The sequence below is a fragment of the Pseudonocardia sp. P-1 genome (assembly GCF_058111925.1).
In genome coordinates this window covers 142,780-159,666 of record NZ_JBYJZH010000002.1, presented here as the reverse complement: position 1 = coordinate 159,666, position 16,887 = coordinate 142,780, and the positions used below count along the sequence as shown (strand labels likewise).

Sequence of the window (16,887 nt, the reverse complement as noted above, 5' to 3'; positions counted from 1 at the left end):
GCCCGGGGAGGTGGCGGTGTCCGGGCTGGTGGCCTGCTTGGTGCTGGTGGCGATCATGACGCGGTCTCCTGACCGGTTGCCGAGACCGTGGCTGACGTGCCGAACAGGGCCCAGGCGCTCGTGCCGGTCTGCAGGCTGTGTGCTTCCGTGGCCCGCGCCGGTGGCGCGGCAGGTGGGCCGCTGCGTTGATGAGCCAGGATCGCGGGCAGGTCGTCGTCGGCGAACCGGCCGGCCAGCGCCGCCGCGCCGAGGGCCTGATCGACCGCGGCCATGCTGTGCAGCTTGGCCAACGACACCGCCTCGGCCATCTTCGACCGCATCCGCGACGTCCCGGCCGCGGCGGCCTCGGTCAACCAGTCACCGGCCCCGGGCCCGATCGCCAGGAACGCCTCCTCCGAGGCGCTGCCCGCCCGCGGGGTGCGGTCACCGGGGACGGTGCGCCGCGACGGATGGGTGTCGGGGTAGTGCTCGTCGCGGATCTGCGGTGTCCCTCGCCGCCCACGCCGGTGCCGGGCGACCTCGCGGGGCCCGTCGGTGTCGACGACGGTGACCACCAGCTCGTCGCCGGCCAGCCGGGCCCAGACCCGCTGATCAACCAACTCGCAGGGCACCGAGTAACGGACCCCGCCGACCGAGATCGTGGCGTCCCAGCCGACCCGTCGGGTCTCGCCGAACGCGGTGGTCACCGCCGCGACCGGCAACGTGTGCAGCCGAGTGGTCTCTTCGGCCAGCATCTCGGCCGGGGCCCGCCCGGTCGCCCGGTGCGGGCGCGTGTTGACCCGCTCGCAGAACGCTCGACACGCCGCCTCGAGCTCGGCGAAGTCGCCATAACCTTCACCGAGGTTGGTGTCGGTGGGGACCAGGTCGGCCTTCGCGATCCGGACGGTGGCCTCCGAGCCGCCCTTGGTCTGCGGGTCTGCGGGCATGCAGGTGCGGATGGTCATCCCGTAGTGCCGCCCGGCGGTGACCACGTCGGGATGGCGGACCGGGACCCGGGCGATGTGTTCGACGGTCACCGTCTTCTCGTTGTCGGTCAGCGCGTAGGTCGGGGCCCCACCGATCCGGCGCAGCGTGGCGTCCAGACACCCCAGCAGCGACGGCAGGGTGCGGTCGCGGACCGGGAGCACGACCCGGAACCGCGACCAAGCCAACCACGCGCAGAACAGCAGCGTGTCGCGTCCCTCGACCCGTGGGCCGGTGCCCCAGTCGAACTGCAGCCACAGCCCCGGCTCGGGCAACCAGGGCCGGAACACCCGCCGGTGCCCGGCCCGCCAGCTGGCCTTCGCCTCGGCGACCGCGCGCCGCGTGGTGCGCTCGGAACCGGCGAAACCCATCGCGGTCAACTTGTCGTGCACCCGATCCGCGCGGATCCGACCCTTCGACCGGTCCACCCACTCCTCAATCTTCGGCAAGAACTCGTCCAGGCTCATCGCCCGCCGCGGGCGCCGGCCCGGGGCGTGACCGGCCTCGCGCAGCGCGACGTAGTGGGCCACGGTCTTGTGATCACACCCGGCCAGGGCTGCGGCCGCCCGCAACCCGCCGGTGAGGTCGTATGCCTCCAGGATCTCCATGATCTCCTCGCTGGTCTTCAAACCCGGCTCCCTGCAGCTCCCGACGATCACTGTCGAGGCACAGCAAGCCGGACGACGCCGCCGCCAACCGGCGGCGACACGGCTCAGTGGGGAGAAACCACGGCCATCAGTGGGGAAGTTTCGTGGCCGCCAGCGGGGAGATCAGCTGGCCGCCACTGGGGAGGATCTCGTGTCCGCCAACAATCTCGAACTGCTTTCCGTCGAGGGTGAAGGCGACGGTCTCATCAGCTGCCGCGCCGTCGAGGTCGTCGATCAGCTGTACCGTTTCAATTCGCGCCACTGTGTCACCCTCTGCTGTATTGATGCTCGGCGCCGAGGGTAGTGGATGCTCTGCGGGAGACATGCCTTCCCCCGGATTAGCGATAGTGCGGGCCAGTGTTGTCGTGATGGCCCGGGCGGTGGCGCTTCCCGGGTGGTAGGCGAGGTAGGTGGCCAGGATCCGTAGGGCGGTCAGTGCCTCGTTCTCCCGCTCGACCCACTCGCTCCGGCGGGCGTCGCATGCGTTGCGGAACGCTGACTGAAGCTCACGGGACAGGGCGGTTCCTGCCACGATGACGGGGTCTGACATCACGGTCCTCTCGCACAGCACCGGGGATAAGGCTCAGTGTGCGACAGGGGGCCGACAATTCTGTGGGCCCGCCAAGCCAGGCGCGGCGAACAAACCGGCAGGAACGCGTTGCCGACCCGGCACAAGCGGCACACGCCCCCTCGAGAATCGGACCGAGGCCGAGGCCGAGGCGGAGGCGCTGCTCAGCTGTCGGTGGATGCCGGCCGCGATTGGGGTAGCTGACGGAGTGGCCTGATGAGGCGGGCGAGCATGGTGTGCAGGGCGGCGGTGTCACCGGCCAGCGAGAGCGCGGACGCTCGGTTGTTCTCGGCGGGGTCCATCGCGGTCCAGCGCAGCTCGTAGCCGGCGTCGTGGGCGAGCTGGGCCAGGAACGCCCGCTGGGTGCGCCCGTTGCCCTCCCGGAACGGGTGCAGGGCGTTGACGTCGCCCAACAGCTCGGCCAGGCCGGTGACGAAGCCGTCAAGGTCACGCCCGCGCAGCACCTGCTCGGAGTGGAGGCGACCGAAGATGTCGGCGGCGAAGGTCTCAAGGTGCTGGGGCAGGCAGAACAGCTGTCCCTTGCCGATGGACACGGTGCGCAGCTGCCCGGCCCAGTCGTAGAGGTCGCTGAAGATGTGGTGGTGGAAGTCCTGCAGGTGGTCCAGGTCGTAGCGCCCGGGCAGCGGCGCCTGGCGCAGCTCGATCAGGCGTAGCGCGGTGAGCTCGGCCTCGGCCTGGGCGAGCTCTCCCGGATCGGTGATCCCCAGCCGGTTCCGCAGAACGCCGGTGGCGAGGTCGAGGTAGGGGTCCGGGCCGGTCAACGGCGGTAGCGGGCCAGGACACGCTCACGAGCCTCGCCGGTGCTGACCGAGCCGGCAGCGACACCGTCGAGCAACGCCAGACCCTCCGCGCTCGGCTCCAGGCCCTCGGCGCGGACCGAGGCGAGTGCCTCGTCGACATCGGCGCGGCGCTGCGCGGCCCCGATGAGCTGTTCGTAGCGGGCCACCGACATCACCACCGCCTCGGGCTTGCGATGAGCACCGACGAACACCGGCTCGGCCTCGGGCTCCTGCACCCGCTTCAACGTCGCCGCCAACGCCGTACGGAACTCACGAAACGACAACACCTCAGGCACCCACACACCATTGAGCGTACCCGAACGCGTACACAGTCGAGTACGCGCCGTGGAGTCGTTGAGGGCCACTGCGAAGGCCGGCCAGGTCACCGACGCGCATCCTGACCGCGCCGACGTCCGTAGGCGACGCGCGCTGGCCGCCGGCGACCCCGCAGCCGACCTCGCCGCCGCCTGGGTACTGCTTCCGGGCGGCAGCGCCGGGCCCTTCTTATCCGCCTACGGCGACATCGACGAAGCGACAATCCGGCGCGCCCGAGGACTTGCCGTGTCCAAGAGCCCGTTCCTCATACTGATGAGTCAGAACGGCAAACGCGGTCTGCCCGGCGGCAAGCGAGCAGGGAGAAACGACTTGCGAAGCTTCACGGTCAAGTCGCCGACCAGACGTCGAGCGAGCACGTCAACTAGTCGAATGAGTCATTCGAAGGAGATGCAGGGACATGACGGACGGTGGTGCCAGGCAGGAGCGTGCCAGCGAGCTATTCGACAAGGTGGCCAGTGCATACGCAGGCCACCGCCCGATCTACCCCGCACAGGTGTACGAGCGGATCGCCGATGCGCTCGCGACACCGCTCGACGAAGTGTTCGCCGCAGACATCGGAGCGGGCACGGGTATCGCGACAGCCGTGCTGCACGCCTGTTGCGCTTCGGTGGTGGCGGTCGACCCGGCGGACAACATGCTGGCCCAGCTGAGGGAGGCGTTGCCCGGCGTCGATACCGTGCAGTCATCGGGCGACAAGCTTCCCTTCAGTGACGACTCGTTCGACTTGGTGACCTACGCTCAGGCGCTGCACTGGACTGACCCCCAGCGGTCCGTGCCCGAGGCGATGCGAGTGCTGCGACCAGGCGGGCGTCTCGCTGTGTGGTGGAACGTCCCCGACTTCACCGTTGGCTGGGTGTCTGAGCAGCGGGACCGCCTCCGACAAGCGGCGCCCCGCTACCACGGTTTCGCTGGCTCCGACCTCGGTGAGCGGCTTGGTGAAGCTCCGTTCGGCCTCGTGGCGGAGCACCACTCGTTTCGTTGGACCCGCCCTTCAAGCCCCGACCGGCACGTGGCGAACCTCGCCACTCAGTCTTATGTCGTCGCGATGCCCGACGACGAGCGGGAGCGCTTCCTTGCCGACGAGGTCAGATCCCTGCGCGCTACGTTTCCCGACGGCGGGCTGGACGAGCCCTACGTCACCGCACTGACCATCGCCGCTCACCCTGACTGACCCCAGCGCTTCCTCGTGCACTGGCTTCTCAGCGTGGCGCCCTCGGACAAAGGACCGCGCGGCTTCGCGATTGGGGCGCAGCCCGGGGCGGGAGGCTCGTTGTCGCAGCAACCAGCCCAGACCCTGTGCCAGTCCGCCGGCCGGTCATGATGCCGGGCACCAGAGCAGGCAGGCGGTGCAGCCGACGATGACCACTGAGTCATCGGCGCGGGCGGTGTAGTTCCTGCCCCAGCCGGGCGGCGAGCTGGACGGCCTGCTCGATCTCGGCGCGGCGGCTGGACACGCTCTCGATGTTGAGCCCGAACGGGACGCCGAGCCGCCGGCAGAAGGTGATGAGGTCGAGGGCACAGGACAAAGACTGCTCGTAGGAGGTGGAGAGCACGTCGTCGGAGTGGATCAGATCGTTCTGGATCCAGCGCGGTACCTCCACCCCGAGCCAGGTCAGGAACTCCAGGGTCTTCGTCGAGCCCACGACGGTGAAGGTGAACACGATCGGCACCGGCTCGACGCCGCGGGCGATGCACTCGAGGCGGTAGTCGGAGACGACGTTCTTGGCCGCGTTCACGTCGTAGACGACCTGGGTGATGAAGAACCTGCATCCGGCGTCCTGTTTCGCGAGCAGCCGTAGGTGTTCGTCGCCGCTGCGGGTGTGTCGTTCCGGGATGGCGACTCCACCGACCGCGAGCTCCGGGCTGGTCTGAGCCCGCAGTGCGTGGGCTTGCTTCAGCGACAGCGCGACCTCCTTGTCCCGCGAGGAGGCGCCGACGAATACCGAGAGCACCTGCTCGGGATCCTGGGCGTCGAGCCATGGCCGCAGTTCGGCTTCGGGATACTTGCCCACCACCCGGTAGATCACCGCGGGTGCGGTCCAGCTGGTGAGGTACCGCGCGAGGTAGTCGGCCGGGTCCAACGTCGACACGAACGGGAACGGCCGCTGTTCGGCATTGCGATCGCTCTCGTCGTCGATGTCGTAGAGCACGAGGCCATCCAGACCCAGTGGGCGCAACCGGGCCATCGTGGCGTCGGCGATCTCCTGAGCCCGCTGCGGCGAGGTCGACTTCCGGGGCGGGGTCACGGCGAAGAGCAGGAATTCGCCGTGACGTTCCGAGATGCGCCGCCGAAGATCCACGACAACGACCGTAGGCGTCGACCACCGCGACCGTCGACCCATCGCTTCACGGTCCCTGTCCACGAGGCATGCAGAGCCGGAGTGCGGGTGGTCTCCGACGAGTGCGGCCACCCCCAGGCTGCAGGGCCAGCTCCAACACCTGCCCGCGGGCCGGCCGTCGGTGTGCACCAGCACGCCGATCGCGTCGTTGCTATCGCCGGTGAAGGCTGGTGAGCGGCCACAGAAGCATCCGCGTCGTGACGTGGTGGACGCGATCCCGGCGCGGCCGCGCCGTCGGGGTCCCGCACGCTGAGCCCTACGTCGATCTGGACTCCGGCCGTGTAAGCGGCATCGATCAGCAGGTCGGCAGATCAAGCATCAGAGAAGCCACCGACAGGTAGAACGGTGCGGGCACCGGCGGGCGACGCAGCCGGGCGACCCGCCCGAGCATCAGGCGGGGCCATCGCGGGGTGTCCCGGACGCCCGTCAGCAGCACCGTGGCGCGAGCGGGATTGGAAGGATCGAAGGCGAGCCCCGGTCCGTAGGTTCCGCGGGCCATCCAGATTGGAGTACCCGGCGCATCGGTGTCGAGGAACCGCCGCGGTCGCGACCAGTCCGCGCGGTCGGCGCTGGGACGCGCCGCCGTGCTCCACCAGAGGCCCTGCGGCGGAAGACCGCCCGTGTCGTGCAGGTCGGACCCGCGTGCCAGCAGCATCACCCACCCGTCGCCGCGCGGCGCGATCGCGATGTCGAAGAAGCCCTCGCCCGGCCCGGCGAACACACGCGGCGGCGTCCAACCGGTCAGGCCGTCCTCGCTCTCGACGCATCGCAGCTCGTAGTCGGGGTGCTCGCCGGGACCGATCTCGTGCGGGTTGGCCTGATACCACATCCGGTAGCGACCCCCGGAATGAACGACGCGCGGTTCGAGCACGCTCCACCGCGGGCCGCTGCCCTCCGGCACCGGCGCTCCGCGCCGCCGCCACTGGCCGTCGACGTGCTCCAGCACGCCGATCGCATACCTGCTCCCGGGCCCGTAAAGCTTGGCGTTCGCCCGGCCCGAGTAATAGATCCGAGCGCCGTTGCCCGCAGCCGGCGGGACGTAGCTCGGGGTGTGCATGCCGGCAGCGTCCCAACTGCCCTTCGGCGGGTCGGCGGCCAGCGGTCGGGCCCGGCCCCGAGGGTCGCGGTCGACCCGCCACGGACCGCTGGGCCCACTCGCCTCGTCGACCAGGTGCGCGCGGAACAGGCGGTTGCGGAACGTGGTGGTGAAGCCGCCGACGAACAGGGTCCACCGGTCGTCGACGAGGTGGATGTTCGGGTCACCGACACCGAGAAGCCCTCGCGGCATCGGACCGTCAAGCATGTCCCACAGCACAATCGGCGCGGGGCTGCCCTGCGATCGCCACAGATCGGGCTGGTCGACGTTCATAGGTGCGACCTCCTGGCTGGAGACGCGCGGCAGCGCGCTGACTCCCCTGCGGATCAGGTAGGTCGGTTCCAGAAACTACCGCGGTGTCCGGTTCGGCAGCAACCGGCTCACACGATGCCTACGTTCCTGCGGCCCTTACGTCCCGATCGCTCACGATGCCCCTCCGCGGCTGGTCCAGCTACTCGCTCAGCAGGTGCTCGAGCAGGTCACTGATGCCCGGCACCGCAAAGAGCACCTCGGCGCCGTCCAGGTCCGGCGGCAGCGTCCGGGCAGGTCCCGGCAGGAGTGTGCGCACAGCGCCGGCCTCGGTCGCGATCAGGCCACCTGCCGCGACGTCCCATGGGTGCAGGGTCTCGGTGTGCGCATCCAGGCGTCCGGCGGCAAGCCAGGCGAGGTCGAGAGCGGGCGAGGACGCCCGGCGGATGTCCTGGCAGTGCGTGATCAGCCGGCGGATGCGTTCGACGAGCGCGTCGATGTCGGGGCGGACGTGCGGGAACCCGGTGCTGACGATCGCGTCGGCGAGCGAGCCCCGGTCGGTCACCCCGATCGGGGCTCCGTCCAGAGCGGCTCCCCGCCCGAGGATCGCGGTGAACGTCTCGTCCAGCAGGGGAGCGTGTACCACGCCAGCCTGGACGACGCCGTCGATGGCAAAGGCGATCGAGACGGCGACGTAGCGGTGCCCGCGTGCGAAGTTCGCCGTCCCATCGATCGGGTCGACGATCCACAACGGTCCCTCGCCGACGACGGGCAGGTCACCGGACTCCTCGCTCAGCACTGGGACGCTTGGGATGCAGCTGCCGAGTACGCCCCGGATGATCCGGTCCGAGCGCAGGTCGGAGTCCGTGACCGGCTCGACGCCGTCCTTCATCTGCAGTACCGGCCCGCCGTCCGCCTGCGCCGCGCGGGCGATCTCCCGCCCGGCGGTCCGCGCAGCTGACACGGCGCAGTCGAGCACCGCGCGCAGGTCGTAGTTACCCATAGTCGTCCACAGTGCAGCACAGCGCAGATCTAGGGCGTGTCTCCTAAAGCGCGGAGCCAGGTGACGATCGCCTTCAGGACGGCGCCGCCGCGGAAGGTCAGCGCGAGCTTGTCGTAACGGGTGGCCAGCCCGCGCCACTGCTTGACGTGGCAGAACCCGCGTTCGACGACGTTGCGATTGCGGTAATCGGCGCGGTCGAACGCGGGCGGGCGGCCGCCGCGTGCCCCTCGCCGTTTGCGGTGTCCTTGCTGGTCGGCGGGCTCGGGAATGACGGCGACGATCCGCCGCTCGCGTAGATGGCGGCGGATCGCGCGCGAGGAGTAGGCCTTGTCAGCGCGCAGTCGTTCCGGCCGTGTTCGGGGACGTCCCGGGCCCGCTCGCGCGATGCTCAGATGCGCCATCAGGTGCGGGAACATCGGCGAGTCCCCGCCTTGGCCCGGTCCGAGCAGGACCACCAGCGGCCGGCCGTGACCATCGACGAGCTGGTGGATCTTCGTCGACAGCCCGCCGCGAGACCGACCCAAGGCGTGATCGCCGGGCTCGGCGAGCAGATTCGTGTAATTCGATCCTGCCCCCTGTGTCGCGGGCCAGGGTCGCGGCGTGTTGGTGGGCGCGGAGGATCGTGGAGTCCACACTGACCGCCCAGTCCACGATCCCGGCGGTGTCGGCGTCGGTCAGCAGAGCCGCGAGAACGTGGTCCCAGGTGCCATCGCCGGAGTAGCGGCGGTGCCGCTTCCACAACGTCTGCCACGGCCCGAACTCGGACGGGACATCCCGCCAGGCCAGGCCGCACCGGTATCGGTAGATGATGCCCTCGAGTACTCGACGGTTGTCTCGAAACGGGCGCCCGCGACGACCCTCCGACGAGGGCAGGAGCGGGGCCAGCCGGGCCCACTGAACGTCGGTCAGGACCGCAGTGCGCGACACCGCTACAGCATCGCGCACCCCGACCCACCTATTTCGGAGACACGCCCTAGTCCCACCGGAAACGTTCGTGGTGTCGAGCGCAGGGTTGCGGAGTCGGGTGACTCAGGTAGAGCAACGGATTCACGGGCTCGTAGCAGTACGACCGGCGAGAAGGCATGACGACAGCGATCCGGGAGCCCGCCCAATCGCGCTCAGAGCGTGTTTGAGAAGATCAAGTCGCGGGTGTGAAGACGTACTTCTGTTGGCGGGCGGCCGGCTTGCCGCGGGCGATGCGGCGGGTGATGGTGTTGATCGCGGCCCAGCGGATCATGGCCTCGGAGACGGCGGGGTGGCGTTCGTAGTCGCGGGCCAGACGGCGGTGTGCGGTCAGCCAGGCCAGTGTCCGCTCGACCACCCAGCGGCGCGGGAGGACGGCGAACCCGCGCTGCTCAGGCGGTTTGCGCACGACCTCGACGCTGGTGCGCAGGATCGTGTTCGCCCACTCCAGCAGGCGTCCGGCGAACCCGGCGTCGGCGTAGACGAACCGCACCCTGGTGCGCAGGTACAGGTCGAGCAGGATCGACTTCGCCCCGTCGCGGTCCTGCACCGACGCCGAGCACACCACAGTGGTCAACAGCAGGCCCAGGGTGTCGGTCACGATGAACCGCTTCCGGCCGTTGATCTTCTTCCCTGCGTCGAAGCCGCGCGAGTCCTGCCCGACGGTGTCGGCACCCTTCACCGACTGCGAGTCGATGATCCCCGCGCTCGGTTCAGGGTCCCGCCCCTCGTCGGCACGTAGCTGACGGCGCACGACCGGGAGGATCTTCTCGGTGACCTTCTGCTGTTCCCACCGGTTGAAATACCAGTAGACGGTCTGCCAGGGCGGGAAGTCCGCTGGTAGAGCCCGCCAAGCGCACCCCGCCCGCACGACGTAGAGGATCGCGTCGACCACGTCCCGGCGCGGGTGCTTCTCCGGACGCCCACCCGCCCCGGCCTCGGGCAACAGCGGTTCGATCAACGCCCACTGCTCATCGCTGGTGTCCGAGGGATACCGCCGCTGACGCCGAGCCACCCGTCCACGATGGACCAGAGCGCGGCCCGCGCGGCGCAGACACGCCGACCCTTCTCAAACACGGTCTCAGGGGCTCCCCTACTCCAGATCTAGTCCCGGCTACTGGTCACGAGGGAGTCTGACCCGGTGCAGGGCGGAGCTGTCATCGGCCAACGAGAGCGCGGACGCTCGGTGTTCTCGGCCGGGTCCATCCCGGTCCAGCGCAGCTCGTATCCCGCGTGGTGGACGAGCTGGGCCAGGAACGCCCGTTGGGTGCGCCCGTTGCCCTCCCGGAACTTATCTGCACGGAGAAGACAGTCTTCGCCGGTGCGACGAGGAGCCGCGCGTCATGGACTAGTCTTCGGGTGACTGTGATCATCCGCTGCATCGCTGATCGAAGTACTGTTCACCGCGTGATATCAGGGTCGACTGCTCATGGGCAGAGCGCGTATTCGCTCCGCATGGAGTGGGGTCTCGCCGGAGCCGCTGCTGTGGTTCCGGACTGCGATATCGCCGTAGTCGTCGACGTCCTGAGCTTCACCACGACGTTGACCGTGGCCGCCGATCGAGGCGTCGTCGTCTATCCGCTGCCCTGGCGAAAGGATGCGGCCGCCACTTTCGCTGCTGCCCGTGCTGCGACACTCGCCGTTGGCAGATCGGAAGCCCGAGCAGGTCAGGTCAGCTTGTCGCCGGCCAGCATCCGGAACGCTCAATCGTTAGAGCGTCTCGTACTTCCGTCTCCTAACGGGTCTTCGATCAGCTTCGAGCTCGCTAGGTCGCAGGCAGACGTGCTCGGTTGCAGCCTGCGCAACCGCGCCGCCGTGGCAAGTTGGATCCAGGCCCGCCGCGCCGCCGCCCCAGACATTCGCGTCGCAATCATCCCGGCCGGCGAGAAGTGGCCAGACCGGAGCCTCCGCCCTGCCGTGGAAGATCTATGGGGAGCAGGCGCACTGATCTCTGCATTGCACAGCTTCGGCTGGACTGGCCTTTCGCCGGAGGCTTTTGTCGCAGCAACGTCGTTTGAGACCGCCTCGGCTCAGATCACTCAGCTACTCCGTGAATGCGCCAGCGGACGGGAACTGATCGACAGCGGATATGAGGACGACGTCCAAACCGCGAGTGAACTGGACTCCAGCTCACTCGTCCCGATCTTGCGGGGCGACATGTTCGTTGCCAACGTCTAGTTCGGGGATCCTGGCCGACGCCGGTAGGAGGCGAACATGACCGTCAGCCAGTGGGACGCGGCCGCCATCAGCCTCTACCGACGCTTCTGCGCCGGTGACGTCACCCCGGCGGAGATGGCGGTCGAGCTGCCGCCGATCTGGCGGTTCCGTTCTGATCGCGATCCTCTGCACGGCCCTGTGGCCTGGCAGGCCATGGTCGAGCATGCTGGGTACTTCTGTTGGGGGCCAGAGGGGGGCCGGCCCGGTCGGCGCCCGAGGCGGCGCCACCGACTGTTCCGGGGGGCGGTCCCTCAGCGGCGGCAGGGCATGTCGTGGACCACGAATCCGGCCATCGCCCGATGGTTCGCTGAGCATCGGCAGGTGCCCGCCGAGGTCGGCTTAGGACGGGTGTGGGTCGCGGTCGTGGAACCGAGTCGAGTCCTGGGATACCTCCACGATGAGCGGGAGTTCCTCGTGGACGCCACCGATCTCGCCGTTCAACCCTGGACCGGTCCCGACTCCGGTCCCGTCGTCCGAACCCGGCGATGGATCGCCGACTACGTCTACTGGTGAACAGGACGATCACCAAGCCCAGGACCCGGGCGCAGCGCGGACCGATCCTGCGCGGGGCCGTCCGACTGACCGACTTCAATGTTCAGTTTGACTCTTGAACTGTCTCGTGAGACTCTTTGTTCAGTTGGTCCACTGAATCTTGGAGTTGTCATGTTCCTGCCCATCACCGCGATGCTCGACCTGCGCCGGCTCGCTACGCCCGAACTGCACAAGCTCCGGGACGCCCTAACCGTCGAGCTGCAGGGACGTGACGAGCTCGGCGAGAGTTCGCTGCGGCCCGAGCAGTTCGAGCGACTGCTGGCCCAACTCGGTGACTGCGCCCAGGCACAGGTCCTGCGCGCCGCAGCGGAGAAGGATGACGGTCGGGTGACTCGGGACCAGGTGTTCGCCTTCCTCGGGCGTTCCGCCGATGGCCGACTCAACGGGTTCCGCAAGCCGATCGACCGTGCTGTGGCCGCGCTCGTGGTCGAGGGAGATTTTCCCGCGGTGACGCCGGGGCCTCTCTACGTCGACTACGGCAGCGGGGTCGCGGCAGAGGCGTTCTACGTCCAACCCGCCGACCTGTCGTCGCTGCGCGCAGCGGTAGGAGCGTGAGTTGACGGTCGCGGGTCTTCCCGTGATCCGACGGAGGCGACTCGCCGCCCCTGCAGCCGCCAACGACCCCTTGGCGCCCGCGTCGCCTCGCTAGGGCGGTGAACCCGGCAGGCAACGGATTGCGTGCGACCGTCGCAGTGCGGCTCGGTCGACTGGGACCAGCGACTGGCTACGCGAGATGTTGTGCGAGGAGGTTGGCGTCCGTCTCCACAACCCTCCCGGCGAGTGGGGTGGAGCCCGCGGATTGCCTGGGTAAAGAGTAGTTCAACAACCTTGATGATCCGCAGGTCCGAGCGCTAATGAGGGGGTGACGCGGCCGATAAGCGGTACGTGACTACGCCGCAGAGCCCCTACCAGGGCCACCCTCAGCAGCAGCCCTACTACGGTCAGTACCCGCCCCAGCAGGGCGGCCAGTACCCGCCGCAGGGCTACCCGCCCCCGCAGGGACAGCCTCAGCAGTGGGGCCCGCCCCCGCAGTACAACCAGGCCCCGCAGATCCCGCCGCCCGCGCCGAAGAAGAAGCGCACCGGGCTCAAGGTGACCCTCGGGATCCTGGTCGCGATCGTCGTCATCGCGATCGCCACCGGCGGTGGCGGCGACGAGCAGGCCCCGGCCGCCGCCTCAGGAGACGCGAACGCCGCCCCTGCGGCCGCCGGTGCCGCCGCGAGCGGGGACCAGTCGGTGAAGTTCGGTCAGGAGGCCACCTCCGGAGACCTGGCCATCTCGGCGTCCGCACCCGAGCAGGTCACCGAGTTCGGCATGACGCAGGCGTGCTCGACGGTCACCTACAAGAACAACGGGTCCAGCCCGGCGTCGTTCAACCCGTTCGACTGGAAGTTCACCACCCCGGCCGGGGTCGAGGCGTCCGCGTCGATCCCGTTCAACGCCGGGGCGAAGGCGCTGAACTCCGGTCAGCTCGCCCCGGGCGGCACCACCTCGGGGATGATCTGCGGCGACCAGCAGACCACCGACGTCAACGCGGTCAAGTACGCGCCCTCGTTCAGCTTCTCCGACCCGATCACCTGGACGAACTGACCTCCATCCCCCGAGCTGCGCGCCGAAAGCCGGGGTAGTCACGCACAACGACACGGCGCGCAACCGAGGCCCCCGCCACAGCACCCCTGCGGCGGGGGCCTCATCATCTCCGCGGCAGGCCCCGCCGCCATCGAGCCAGCTGCGCTGTCGACGACGGTCTCGACACCGCCGCGAGACCAGATCTCCAGGCGCAGGCGGATCCCGAGGGGCTCGCGTGGGGCTGCCGTAGCGTCGCGGCGATGCCTCCTTCCACCTCCGTCTCCTCGACCAGTAGGGGGCGCCGTGAGCTGGGAGACTCGCTGGCCCTGACGCTCACCTCGGTCTTCAACTCCGTCGCCGGCCTGCTGGGGTTTCTGATCGCGGCGTGGGTGATGCCCCAGGAGGAGGTCGGTCGGGCGACGGAGTTCGTCTCGGCCATGCAGCTGATCGGCGGCGCGGCTCAGCTCAATCTCGGTATCGGCATCATGAGGTGGCTTCCCGGGGCAGGCCGCAAGTCCGTGCGGCTGGTGTTCGGCAGCCTGTTGCTGATCATGCCGTTGTCCGGGCTGGCCGGGCTGGTCTACGGGCTGCTCGTCCCGCGGGTGGCGTTGGTCGCCGCCGGCGAGGGCCCCTTCGGGTTCGGCCTGTTACTGCTGGTGCTGGGCTGTGCCGGGTGGGGCGTGTTCGTCGTGCACGACTTCGTCATGGTCGCCGCGGGCCGGCCCTGGCTGGCGGTCTGGCGCAGCGGGACCTTCGCCGTGGCCCGGATCGGCCTGCTCGCCGTGCTCGGGGCAGGCCTGGCATCGCAGGGCATGGTGCTGTCCTGGGTAATTCCAGTCGTGGTGTGGATCGGGGTCGGCACCATCGTGCTGTGGTTCCTGGTCCGCAGATTCGCCGCCGCGGGCGGGCCCGGTGTCCTGCCCAGCCGGGCCACCATGGCCGGGTTCCTCGCCCCGACCGCGGTGGCCCAGCTCGGGGCGGTGCTGCTCTACAACCAGATCCCGCTGCTGGCGAACTTCCGGATGGGCAACGCGATCGGCGCGGTGTTCTTCATCGCCTGGCAGGCCACCGTCGTCATCGACACCGCCGCGGTGTTCTTCACCAACTCCCTCGCCGTGCAGACCGCGCGCGAGCCCCACCGCGCCGTCGAGCTCGCCAGCCGGACACGACGCCGCATGCTGGTGCTGTTCGTCCCGCTCCTCGCCCTGGGAGCGGCCCTGGGCTGGCCGGTCCTGCGGGTCCTGGGACCCGGCTACACCGTCGGTGCGCCGATCATCGCCGCGCTCATGGTCGGTGTGCTGTTCCGGCTCGTCGTGGTCTTCGAGCTGGCTCGACGCCAGGCCGACGGCGACGGCACCGGCTACGCCCGCCTGTCGCTGCTCAACTGCGGGCTGGTCGTGGCCATCGCCTCACTCGCGCCGCTGCCGGACCCGGCAACGACACACCCCGCGCTGGTCATGCTGCCCTTCGTCCTTGGCTACCTCGTCGTCCAGACCGCCTTCGCAGCCGTCCTGACCGTCACCGACAGGCGAGCACGGTGCCGCACCTCGAACCGTTCCTTAGACCGTGTTTGAGAAGGGTCGGCGTGTCTGCGCCGCGCGGGCCGCGCTCTGGTCCATCGTGGACGGGTGGCTCGGCGTCAGCGGCGGTATCCCTCGGACACCAGCGATGAGCAGTGGGCGTTGATCGAACCGCTGTTGCCCGAGGCCGGGGCGGGTGGGCGTCCGGAGAAGCACCCGCGCCGGGACGTGGTCGACGCGATCCTCTACGTCGTGCGGGCGGGGTGCGCTTGGCGGGCTCTACCAGCGGACTTCCCGCCCTGGCAGACCGTCTACTGGTATTTCAACCGGTGGGAACAGCAGAAGGTCACCGAGAAGATCCTCCCGGTCGTGCGCCGTCAGCTACGTGCCGACGAGGGGCGGGACCCTGAACCGAGCGCGGGGATCATCGACTCGCAGTCGGTGAAGGGTGCCGACACCGTCGGGCAGGACTCGCGCGGCTTCGACGCAGGGAAGAAGATCAACGGCCGGAAGCGGTTCATCGTGACCGACACCCTGGGCCTGCTGTTGACCACTGTGGTGTGCTCGGCGTCGGTGCAGGACCGCGACGGGGCGAAGTCGATCCTGCTCGACCTGTACCTGCGCACCAGGGTGCGGTTCGTCTACGCCGACGCCGGGTTCGCCGGACGCCTGCTGGAGTGGGCGAACACGATCCTGCGCACCAGCGTCGAGGTCGTGCGCAAACCGCCTGAGCAGCGCGGGTTCGCCGTCCTCCCGCGCCGCTGGGTGGTCGAGCGGACACTGGCCTGGCTGACCGCACACCGCCGTCTGGCCCGCGACTACGAACGCCACCCCGCCGTCTCCGAGGCCATGATCCGCTGGGCCGCGATCAACACCATCACCCGCCGCATCGCCCGCGGCAAGCCGGCCGCCCGCCAACAGAAGTACGTCTTCACACCCGCGACTTGATCTTCTCAAACACGCTCTTAGGCCCGGCGCCGGAGTGACTGCGCAGAGATACACGTAAGTAATCAATGAACTGCGGAGTAACCATGCGCCAGCAGCTCAGACACCGGCGGTGCATGTGCGGTGGCGCGCCGCATGCGGTGCGCTTCGACGCCCGATACCTAAGCGACCTGCCGATGCAGTAAAACAGCACGTGTGGAGGACGAACTCAAGGCTTTCCAAGCGAATCTCGAGACCTTCGACGAGGCTTCAACTGACCTCGATCGTTGGCGGCTGCGGGCCCAGAAGGTAGAGCGGCCTCAACCCGACAGCGAGCTCGCCGTAGACGATGCGGCTTTCCCGCATCAACCGATCAGCGAAACCGTGCGCATCAGCTTAATCTCTGCGGGAGAACATCTACGCTTAATCTGCGACGGCTTGAAGTGCAAGAACATTTACGCTATGAGCCAGTACAGCGCGGCGCGCGCCGCCATCGTCGGTGCAACCCAGGCCGTCTGGGTCCTAGCCCCCGAAGATCCGGCGACTAGGCGCGAACGCGGGCTCATCGTGATCACCGAAACCTACGTTCAACTGCGAAAATACCACGAGCTGACCCTTCGGCAAGCCAGGCAGCTTCAGCTGTCGCCAGAAGATCAGGAGCGATCGCGCGAGCAGATCAAGTGGGTCAAATCCCGCGAGGAGGCCGTGCGGGCGGCCCGAAGCTCGAACACAGACCTGCAAGTTGCGACATTCATCGAGTCAGCTGCGCCAGTCATCTTTCCTGGCGATGAGTTCCGCCAGGCCGGCCTGAGGCAGTCGTGGAACGTTCTTTCCTGCGATGCACATGTGCTGACGTGGAGCCTGGCATTGAGGACGACCTTCGGTCCATCGCTAGACAGGCGTTCGGGGCTCTCGACTGGGACTGCCAGCGGGCAGGGGATTGGTGGCCTCGCTGGCTGGTTCAGCCTTGCCATGCATAGCCTGCGCTGTGGGTGGAGCTTGTTCGATCGCCGCTGTGAGGGCCGTTGAATGCCGCCGCGCCGTGCAGGCGCAGCCGACCTCCCCATGCCCGGAGTGGACTTCGAAAGCGTGGGTCGAGGTGGTCGCCTCCTGCTCGGGTAGACAGCCGCTAAAGGTGCGG

The 16,887-nt window shown here is 68.8% G+C and carries 15 protein-coding genes and 3 pseudogenes; 9 read left to right on the top strand and 9 right to left on the bottom strand.

The genetic code is table 11. The features are described 5' to 3' along the window. Positions 1-53: 53 nt before the first annotated feature. From istA to AC0GKK_RS27435, 4 genes are all read right to left on the bottom strand, one after another. Positions 54-1,592: an IS21 family transposase gene (gene istA, locus AC0GKK_RS27450; protein WP_489884134.1), complete on the bottom strand. Its 1,539-nt coding sequence runs from the start codon at positions 1,590-1,592 to the stop codon at positions 54-56. 106 nt (positions 1,593-1,698) lie between these two features. Then, complete coding sequence (locus AC0GKK_RS27445) at positions 1,699-2,160, bottom strand: Lsr2 dimerization domain-containing protein (RefSeq protein WP_489884133.1); 462 nt, start codon at positions 2,158-2,160, stop codon at positions 1,699-1,701. Between the two features lie 182 nt (positions 2,161-2,342). Further along, entirely contained in the window at positions 2,343-2,960 is a 618-nt protein-coding gene (locus tag AC0GKK_RS27440) for a Fic/DOC family protein (RefSeq protein ID WP_489884132.1), read from the bottom strand. Further along, on the bottom strand, positions 2,957-3,274 hold the full coding sequence (locus AC0GKK_RS27435; protein WP_337832927.1) for an antitoxin VbhA family protein: 318 nt from the start codon (positions 3,272-3,274) through the stop codon (positions 2,957-2,959). The genes AC0GKK_RS27440 and AC0GKK_RS27435 overlap by 4 nt, the downstream gene beginning before the upstream one ends. Positions 3,275-3,407: 133 nt before the next feature. On the opposite strand from AC0GKK_RS27435, the pseudogene AC0GKK_RS27430 reads away from it, so the two are divergent. Further along, positions 3,408-3,605: pseudogene (locus AC0GKK_RS27430) on the top strand (aminoglycoside phosphotransferase); the annotation flags it as partial. Positions 3,606-3,711: 106 nt separating this feature from the next. Then, complete coding sequence (locus tag AC0GKK_RS27425; protein ID WP_253069337.1) at positions 3,712-4,485, top strand: class I SAM-dependent methyltransferase; 774 nt, start codon at positions 3,712-3,714, stop codon at positions 4,483-4,485. Positions 4,486-4,684: 199 nt separating this feature from the next. Here the strand turns inward: AC0GKK_RS27425 and AC0GKK_RS27420 are convergent, their stop codons facing one another. From AC0GKK_RS27420 to AC0GKK_RS27400, 5 genes and pseudogenes are all read right to left on the bottom strand, one after another. After that, entirely contained in the window at positions 4,685-5,614 is a 930-nt protein-coding gene (locus AC0GKK_RS27420) for a methylenetetrahydrofolate reductase (protein WP_489884131.1), read from the bottom strand. A gap of 334 nt (positions 5,615-5,948) precedes the next feature. Continuing rightward, positions 5,949-7,022 carry a glycoside hydrolase family protein gene (locus AC0GKK_RS27415; protein ID WP_489884130.1) on the bottom strand — a complete coding sequence of 358 codons (1,074 nt, stop codon included), beginning with the start codon at positions 7,020-7,022 and terminating at the stop codon, positions 5,949-5,951. Positions 7,023-7,200: 178 nt separating this feature from the next. Further along, positions 7,201-8,001 carry an inositol monophosphatase family protein gene (locus AC0GKK_RS27410; protein ID WP_179763181.1) on the bottom strand — a complete coding sequence of 267 codons (801 nt, stop codon included), beginning with the start codon at positions 7,999-8,001 and terminating at the stop codon, positions 7,201-7,203. 29 nt (positions 8,002-8,030) lie between these two features. After that, a protein-coding gene (locus AC0GKK_RS27405; RefSeq protein WP_281010934.1) for an IS5 family transposase occupies positions 8,031-8,928 on the bottom strand; the annotation gives its coding sequence in 2 pieces (ribosomal slippage) (positions 8,031-8,576 and positions 8,578-8,928; 897 coding nt in all). 225 nt (positions 8,929-9,153) lie between these two features. Continuing rightward, a pseudogene (locus tag AC0GKK_RS27400) lies at positions 9,154-10,018 on the bottom strand (IS5 family transposase); the annotation flags it as partial. 401 nt (positions 10,019-10,419) lie between these two features. On the opposite strand from AC0GKK_RS27400, the gene AC0GKK_RS27395 reads away from it, so the two are divergent. The 7 genes and pseudogenes from AC0GKK_RS27395 (at position 10,420) to AC0GKK_RS27365 (ending at position 16,775) form a co-directional block, all read left to right on the top strand. Beyond that, positions 10,420-11,142: a 2-phosphosulfolactate phosphatase gene (locus AC0GKK_RS27395; RefSeq protein ID WP_489884170.1), complete on the top strand. Its 723-nt coding sequence runs from the start codon at positions 10,420-10,422 to the stop codon at positions 11,140-11,142. 36 nt (positions 11,143-11,178) lie between these two features. After that, positions 11,179-11,694 carry a hypothetical protein gene (locus AC0GKK_RS27390; protein WP_281010812.1) on the top strand — a complete coding sequence of 172 codons (516 nt, stop codon included), beginning with the start codon at positions 11,179-11,181 and terminating at the stop codon, positions 11,692-11,694. Positions 11,695-11,844: 150 nt separating this feature from the next. Next, on the top strand, positions 11,845-12,288 hold the full coding sequence (locus AC0GKK_RS27385; RefSeq protein WP_281010811.1) for a hypothetical protein: 444 nt from the start codon (positions 11,845-11,847) through the stop codon (positions 12,286-12,288). Positions 12,289-12,618: 330 nt separating this feature from the next. Continuing rightward, positions 12,619-13,323 (top strand): DUF4352 domain-containing protein, encoded by a 705-nt coding sequence (locus AC0GKK_RS27380; protein ID WP_281010810.1) that lies wholly within the window; start codon positions 12,619-12,621, stop codon positions 13,321-13,323. Positions 13,324-13,562: 239 nt separating this feature from the next. Further along, positions 13,563-14,876: a lipopolysaccharide biosynthesis protein gene (locus AC0GKK_RS27375; RefSeq protein WP_489884129.1), complete on the top strand. Its 1,314-nt coding sequence runs from the start codon at positions 13,563-13,565 to the stop codon at positions 14,874-14,876. Positions 14,877-14,891: 15 nt separating this feature from the next. Further along, positions 14,892-15,828: pseudogene (locus AC0GKK_RS27370) on the top strand (IS5 family transposase). A gap of 134 nt (positions 15,829-15,962) precedes the next feature. Next, positions 15,963-16,775: a hypothetical protein gene (locus AC0GKK_RS27365; protein ID WP_489884128.1), complete on the top strand. Its 813-nt coding sequence runs from the start codon at positions 15,963-15,965 to the stop codon at positions 16,773-16,775. The last annotated feature ends 112 nt before the right edge of the window (positions 16,776-16,887 follow it).

Excerpts from the sequence above, each read along its gene's own strand:
- AC0GKK_RS27445 (WP_489884133.1), bottom strand. The coding sequence starts at position 2,160 with ATGTCAGACCCCGTCATCGTGGCAGGAACCGCCCTGTCCCGTGAGCTT.
- AC0GKK_RS27425 (WP_253069337.1), top strand. The coding sequence starts at position 3,712 with ATGACGGACGGTGGTGCCAGGCAGGAGCGTGCCAGCGAGCTATTCGAC.
- AC0GKK_RS27415 (WP_489884130.1), bottom strand. The coding sequence starts at position 7,022 with ATGAACGTCGACCAGCCCGATCTGTGGCGATCGCAGGGCAGCCCCGCG.
- AC0GKK_RS27410 (WP_179763181.1), bottom strand. The coding sequence starts at position 8,001 with ATGGGTAACTACGACCTGCGCGCGGTGCTCGACTGCGCCGTGTCAGCT.
- AC0GKK_RS27395 (WP_489884170.1), top strand. The coding sequence starts at position 10,420 with ATGGAGTGGGGTCTCGCCGGAGCCGCTGCTGTGGTTCCGGACTGCGAT.
- AC0GKK_RS27390 (WP_281010812.1), top strand. The coding sequence starts at position 11,179 with ATGACCGTCAGCCAGTGGGACGCGGCCGCCATCAGCCTCTACCGACGC.
- AC0GKK_RS27385 (WP_281010811.1), top strand. The coding sequence starts at position 11,845 with ATGTTCCTGCCCATCACCGCGATGCTCGACCTGCGCCGGCTCGCTACG.
- AC0GKK_RS27375 (WP_489884129.1), top strand. The coding sequence starts at position 13,563 with ATGCCTCCTTCCACCTCCGTCTCCTCGACCAGTAGGGGGCGCCGTGAG.